This is a genomic window from Komagataeibacter xylinus NBRC 15237 (assembly GCF_001571345.1).
GTDB lineage: Bacteria > Pseudomonadota > Alphaproteobacteria > Acetobacterales > Acetobacteraceae > Komagataeibacter > Komagataeibacter xylinus.
The window spans coordinates 1-6,695 of sequence record NZ_BCTP01000084.1 but is presented as its reverse complement, the minus strand read 5'-3'; the positions used below and the strand labels follow the sequence as shown (position 1 = coordinate 6,695).

Here is a 6,695-nt window from a genome sequence, read left to right as displayed (position 1 = left end):
CTAGTGTCCTGATTCTGAAGTTTCGCTGATTTTGGTAGTACGGAGGCAGAATCGCTTGACGGCCTGCAGGATGTCGTCGGCGGATCTGGTCCATTTGAAGGGCTTGGGCTGTTCGTTATGGACGGCGATGAAAGCCCTGATGTCGGCCTCCAGGGCTTCGGTCGAACGGTGAATGCCGCGCCTGATCTGCTTTTCAGTGACGAGAGCGAAAAACCGCTCCACCTGATTGATCCATGAGGCCCCGGTCGGCGTAAAATGAACGTGCCAGCGCGGGCGCCTGGCCAACCAGTCACGGATCAGCTTCGTCTTGTGGGTGGCATAGTTATCCATCACCAGATGGATATCGAGGTCAGTCGGCACATTGGTTTCGATCTGGTCAAGGAATTTGCGGAATTCCGTGGATCGGTGCTTCGGATAACACTTTCCAATGATGGTGCCGGTGGCAATGTCGAGAGCTGCGAACAGTGAGGTCGTACCGTGGCGGGTATAGTCATGTGTCCGCCGCTCGACCTGGCCGGGCCGCATCGGGAGCATGGGCTGGCTGCGATCCAGCGCCTGGATCTGGCTCTTCTCATCCACGCACAGTACCAGCGCACGCTCCGGCGGTGCCATATACAGACCAACGATGTCGCGGACCTTCTCCACGAAGAGGGGGTCGTTCGACAGTTTGAAGGTCTCTGTTCGATGCGGCTGTAACCCGAACGCTTTCCAGATGCGATGGATCGTTGACGGTGCATATCCCACGGCCTGTGCCATCGAGCGCAGCGACCAATGCGTAGCACCGCGCGGGGTTTCTTCCAGTGTCCGGCGGATCGTCTCCGCGATTTCCCCGTCGCCGATCGAGCGTGGTGTCCCCGGCCGGGGTTCATCGTAAAGCCCGTCCAGACGGTCCGTCGCAAAACGCCGGCGCCACTTGCCAACCGTGTTGATGTCCGCGCCCATCAGGTCACGGATCGCCTTGTTCTCATGCCCATCGGCTGCGGCAAGGACAATACGGGCTCGCCGCGCAAGCGCCTGACCCGTCTTGCGCGCCCTTGCCAGAGATTCCAGTTCCTGACGCTCCAATGCCGTCAGTTCAATCGCAACCGCTACACGTCCCATTCGATTACCCCTGCCATCAGGATAATCATATAAACTTCTCGATCAGGACACTAGAGGGTGTTATGCACCTTGAATGAGTATAGCGGCATTTCTAAGCATGAAGGTTCAACGCTTTCGCCCGTCGCGTTCTGAATGGCGGCAGCAAGACGTCCCACCTCGGCGCGATCATATCGACTGGCTGGTGTGACATGCAGGGTCAGCGTAAACAATTCTTACTTGTTATTGGTAACTGCTCGATAGATGGTGGCTTTATGCACGCCAAAACGGGCTGCGACTTCTGAAATGGAGAGGTTCTCGTCACGGACAAGCTTCCGGATCGTCGCAATCTGCTCTGCGCTGAGCTTGGCTGGCCGACCAAGATGGACGCCCCGTTCCTTGGCCCGTTTTCGACCCGTTTCCGTGAGGTTGCGGCTTAATGCGCGTTCAAATTCAGCAATGCCGGCAAAAACACCAAGAATCATTTTCCCATAGGGAACGGTGGTATCGGCCCAGGGTTCACAAAGGGAACGCAGCCCTGCTCCTTTTTCACGCAGTCGATCAGCCACCTCCAGCAGGTGGGGCGTTGACCAGGCAAGACGGTCCAGAGAATAGACAACCAAAGTATCATCAGAAGAAAGTTCTGTCAGGACGTCCCCCAGAATGGGCCAGTCCCGGCTCAATGTAGGAACTTTTTCCTCATATATTTTGTTACAACCCGCCTTTCGGAGCGCTTCTACCTGTTGGAGAAGCGTCGCTTCTTCCGAATTTTCGCGCGCGTACCCGATCAGCATCATATTATTCGTTTATATTGGCACATTAGCTTTGTTTTATAGACGATTGCGCGAACGCATGGCCAGCATTTTTTTGGTTTTCAAATGACGGGTCTTATGCAACAATAAATTCCGTTACGTCCTCATCACCTCCACCATCATGCGGTTTCACATCGGGCAGAAAGGCCACGCCACAAATATTTCATATTTTGGCCCAATAGCCAGCAGTCAGAAAACCCGAAACTTCCTTGCTGGTGCGAGTATTTTTGAGACAGGCGATACATATGAAAATGGCAATAGACAATGGCTGCTCCCTTGTAGTCCGTACGAATGAGACCGCGGTCAGAAACGGCTTTTTCAACTGGAACAACGTGATTGAGGTTGTAAACAGATCACTTCCCCTTTCACGCAGGTCGGACCTGTCTTCCTATCGCTTCGTCATAGGATCACGGGCCTGGGTCCGCACGAACCTGACAGATCTGGCCCGGTGGAGCAGTTGGGAATACGTCCTGCAGGGGGGAACGCTGGAAATCGACAGTTTTGGCCCCTTTCAGGTTCTGTGGCTGCACCTGGTTATTGATCCAGCGGGGGGGGAAATCATTTTCGGACCCAAGCATTCCGAAGCCGGCCTTATCCTGATCGACATCACATTTGGCAACCCGGACCGCGCCGCGCCATTCAGCCTGATATTCCGCGGCAATGAGACCCTGACGGCATCCTATGATTCCGATACCCGCATCACGCTGGTCGGACTGCTTGCGGGATGTGGGGCGGAACGGGACTGCGCGGCATGGGCGGTCGTACGCTGTGATGGGGACCCCTACGGGCTGTCCCGTCCTGAAAACTGGCAGCAGGGGGGAGAAGGGACAGACACGTCCCCGCTTTTTCTCAAACGCTACCGGACACAGACCCCTGAGAACGGCGTCGTTATTCATTTACCCACCAGAACACAACAGACAGGCAGACCAGACTAATGGGCGAACGACAGACCTATCCCATTCCGGACAAACTGCTGGAAAGCATTGATACGGGTATCCTGCTTGTCAGCAATGATAACACAATCATCTTTGCCAATGATAACGCGGCCCGTATCTGGGGTAGCCCCACGCCCGGACTTCTCGGCCGGAAACTCGATATTCTCTTTCCCGCCGGGACAGACGTCCTGCCCTGTACCTTTGGTGAGAACCTGACGAATGTCGCGCTGTGCCCATCCGGCGTATCCGGGGGTAAAGTCTGTCGTTCCACTACAGAAAACCACCATCATCTGACCTTGCTGCGGCATGACGGCACGGCGTTTTCTGCCGAGATGTCCGTGGCACGGACCGAGGGGGCGGGACAGCAGGTGTTTGTCATTTCCCTGCGCGATGTGACACGGGATCTGTCCCGACGTGAACAGGACCTGCAGTACGCCAGCATCGTGCAACACAATGCATGCGGCATCCTGATACTGGACAGCCAGTGCCGCATTACCTATGCCAATGCAGCGGCAGCCCGGTTTTCGGGCATCGGTGCCGAAGGTATGGAAGGGGCTGATTTCTCGGCCTTTCTGTCCGGGCAGCAGGGCGATCTTGCAACGTTACAGGCCTTTCGCCGTCGTCTGCAGCGCTGTCGGCCCTTTGAACTGGAAATCCATTCCCGCACTGACACAGGTCAGGACATCTGGCTTCTGGCAACCGTAACGCCCTTATGCAGCCCCTATGAGGAACTGCACGAAGTGATCGTGGTGCTGAATGACATTACGGGCAGCGAGCAGATAAAAGCGCTGCAGAAGGATATGATGGGGGCACTGACCAGCAACCTCTCCTTCAACGAAATCCTCGCCTTGATGTGCCGCCAGATTGAACGTATCGCCCCCGATGTCGTAACACAGATCGTGGTCGTGGATGATGAACAGCGCATGCACCCCGTAGCGCGCGCACGGCTGCCCGCACAGATTGCCGAAGTATGCGCTGACCTGCAGATAGGCCCCGAGGTCGGGTCATGCGGCACTGCACTGTTCACCGGCAGGGAAGTGGTTACACCAGACATTGAAGCCGATCCGAAATGGAAGGGGTTCTGGCAGTTTGTCGTCCCGCATGGCCTCATGGCCTGCTGGTCGGTGCCGATCCTGCTGCGTGACGGCCGGGTAGGTGGCAGTCTGGCTTTCTATTTCCGTGCCAAGCGCGCACCGGGCAGATGGCACCGGCGGATTGCTGATGCCTGCCTGCACCTGTGCGCGCTTGCCATCGAACAGCAGCGCTCGCGTGAGGATATCGCGCGGCTTACGCAGTATGACACACTGACTGGCCTGCCCAACCGGACCGGGCTGCGGCACGGTATCAGGCAGCGGGCGGCGCGCGCGCGGCATGAAAACCTGCTGGCCCTGATCATCAACCTGGATCGGTTCCGGGCCATCAATAACGGACTGGGACGCCCGGCAGGCAACATGCTGCTGGCTGCGTTGGCCCGGCGGTTATCCGGTCTCATTTCCAGTGATGACCTGCTGGCCCGCAGCGGCGGAGACGAATTCACCCTGATCACGACCGGTGGGGTGGAACGGGCCACGGCACTGGCCGATGCCGTCATGAAAGCCGTAGCGGAGCCGGTCGTGATTGACATGGTTCCCGTTACCATTACGGCCAGTATCGGCATTGCGGATAATGACGGCGGCCAGCGGGAGACGGAAATACTCATGCAGCAGGCAGAAACGGCCCTGTCGCAGGCGAAGAATGCCGACCGTAACTGCTACCGTTTCTTCAGCGAGGAAATGAACCGGCAGGCGGCGGACCAGATCCTGCTGGCCAACGCGCTGAAGGAGGCAATCAGGACGGACCAGCTCTATCTGGTATACCAGCCGCAGGTCCATGCCGCGACCGGCCGGCTGGAAGGGGTGGAAGGCCTGGCCCGATGGACCGACCCAACCTTGGGCATAATCTCACCGGGCCGCTTTATCCCCCTGGCGGAAGAAACCGGACAGATCGAGGCAATCGGGCTGTGGTCGCTGCGGGCGGCCTGTCGGCAGATGGCCCTATGGATGCAGGCAGGGGTGGACGTTCCGGTCGTCTCGGTCAACATATCCGCGTTGCATTTCAGCAATCCTGACCTGCCACGCCTGATTGGCGAGATCCTGCACGAAAGCGGCATTCCCCCACGGCGCCTGACCATCGAACTGACGGAAAGTGCGATGATAGAAAATTACGATCAGACCCTCATCGCCGCTCAGGCGATCCGGGCCATGGGCATCGGGCTTTCCATGGATGATTTCGGAACCGGTTTTTCCAGCCTGTCGAACCTTGCAAACCTGCCACTTAACGAGCTCAAGATTGACCGGAGCTTCATGGATGGCTTTGAACCGACGGGCAAGGTTCACTCTGTGGTCACGGCCATCATCCGTATCGGGCGGAGCCTGGGCATGACCGTGGTGGCGGAAGGCGTGGAAACGCAGGCGCAGCTTGACCTGCTCCGGCAGATCAACTGTGACGTGATACAGGGATATTTCTTTTCCAGACCCCTGGATGTGCAGGATCTTGAAGCATGGCTGAAGGCGCGCCCCGATACCGGGGGCTCACAGCCCGGCAGCCAGCATGATGCTGCATGAGACGGACATGAATAATGGCGTGACGAAGGGGAGACGCCCCCCGGTTACCAATTCTTTACAATAAATGCCTTCTTATCGGATTTGGAGCTTTATCTGTTGCAGGACCGGACATGACACGTGCGCACCGCAATCCAGATTTCCCTGCAGGCGGAGATGCCGCCCTGTGGCAGCAATTATGCGGACAGCCTGCCGCGGATGATCCCGTTACGCAGATGCTTGTGGCAAGTGGCCTACCCGTAATGCATGGCATTACCCTGCCACTTGGAACAGACGAACGTGTGGAGATTGACCACATATTTGCCAGCGCAGACGGGTTGCATACTTTACATGCGAAACATTACATCGCGTGGATCAATGCGCCTTCTCCCGAAAAAGAAATCCGGTCACAGGGCGGGACTGGAAATTTTGCCTATAATGATGATTTCCTGCAAAGTTTCCTGAAACTGGCAGAAGCCGTCAGCACCACCATAAATGATCCATTACCGACACAGGACGGAACCCCCGTTCCCGTGACGGGCCATTTCCTGCTCCCGTACAAGGAGCCACTGATGGCCCCCCTGCAGGATCATGCCCTTCTCCTCCCGGAACTGGAAAACATGCTGAATACCTTGGCCGGCAAGGGCGCCATTCCTGCCGAATATGGCGAGGCATGGTGCCATATTGGAACAGTGCATCATAAATACGTAGTCGCATCATCACAGATACAGAATCGAAGCCCCTTCTGAACTTTTCCTATCTGCACAGTAGACCGGATTTACTAAAAACATCCCAATATCCTACCGCACCTGGCAAGACTATTATTAGGATAGCAGATGTCGTACGTACCCCTGTTAAAAAGAATGGACCGGTCCGACACTTCCCGGCTGAACAGTCTTGCGCAGGAGTTCAAGACAGCCAAGCCATTTCCACATCTGGTCATGGACGGAATGTTCTGTGATTCCCTGCTGAACGAAGCGTTGCAGGCTTTTAATCTCGATCACGTAAACAATATAAATGTATTCCAGAACCAGCTTCAGTCAAAGCGTTCGACCAGCACAAAATCCGTCATGCCTGCAGCAATACAACGGTATTTTGATATTGTGAACGGTGCACCGTTCCTCCGGCTACTGACCAGATTGACAGGAATCACGAATCTGCTTCCCGATCCTTATTTTTATGGGGGGGGCATGCATGAAGTCGCGGGGCAGGGACATTTTCAGGTCCATACCGATTTTCGTTATCACCCCCATACGTGTCTGGAAAATCGCCTGGCTTTGCTGACTTATACC

5 protein-coding genes and 2 pseudogenes are annotated in these 6,695 nt (G+C 56.3%); 4 read left to right on the top strand and 3 right to left on the bottom strand.

Annotated features, from left to right (window positions below):
- From GXY01S_RS16090 to GXY01S_RS16085, 3 genes and pseudogenes are all read right to left on the bottom strand, one after another.
- Positions 1-1,101, bottom strand: coding sequence for an IS630 family transposase (locus tag GXY01S_RS16090; RefSeq protein ID WP_061276762.1), 1,101 nt, complete (start codon positions 1,099-1,101; stop codon positions 1-3).
- Between the two features lie 104 nt (positions 1,102-1,205).
- Positions 1,206-1,301, bottom strand: a pseudogene (locus tag GXY01S_RS19130) (IS5/IS1182 family transposase); the annotation flags it as partial.
- A 12-nt stretch (positions 1,302-1,313) separates the two neighbouring features.
- Complete coding sequence (locus GXY01S_RS16085) at positions 1,314-1,874, bottom strand: recombinase family protein (protein ID WP_061276760.1); 561 nt, start codon at positions 1,872-1,874, stop codon at positions 1,314-1,316.
- A gap of 260 nt (positions 1,875-2,134) precedes the next feature.
- On the opposite strand from GXY01S_RS16085, the gene GXY01S_RS16080 reads away from it, so the two are divergent.
- The 4 genes and pseudogenes from GXY01S_RS16080 to GXY01S_RS18385 form a co-directional block, all read left to right on the top strand.
- Positions 2,135-2,824, top strand: a complete 690-nt coding sequence (locus GXY01S_RS16080) for a hypothetical protein (RefSeq protein WP_061276758.1) — start codon at positions 2,135-2,137, stop codon at positions 2,822-2,824.
- Entirely contained in the window at positions 2,824-5,427 is a 2,604-nt protein-coding gene (locus tag GXY01S_RS16075; RefSeq protein ID WP_061276756.1) for an EAL domain-containing protein, read from the top strand. Before GXY01S_RS16080 ends, GXY01S_RS16075 begins: the two co-directional genes overlap by 1 nt.
- 110 nt (positions 5,428-5,537) lie before the next feature.
- The gene (locus tag GXY01S_RS16070; RefSeq protein ID WP_061276755.1) at positions 5,538-6,152 is read left to right on the top strand and encodes a hypothetical protein; all 615 of its coding nucleotides are present in this window, start codon (positions 5,538-5,540) and stop codon (positions 6,150-6,152) included.
- Between the two features lie 87 nt (positions 6,153-6,239).
- A pseudogene (locus tag GXY01S_RS18385) lies at positions 6,240-6,695 on the top strand (2OG-Fe(II) oxygenase); the annotation flags it as partial.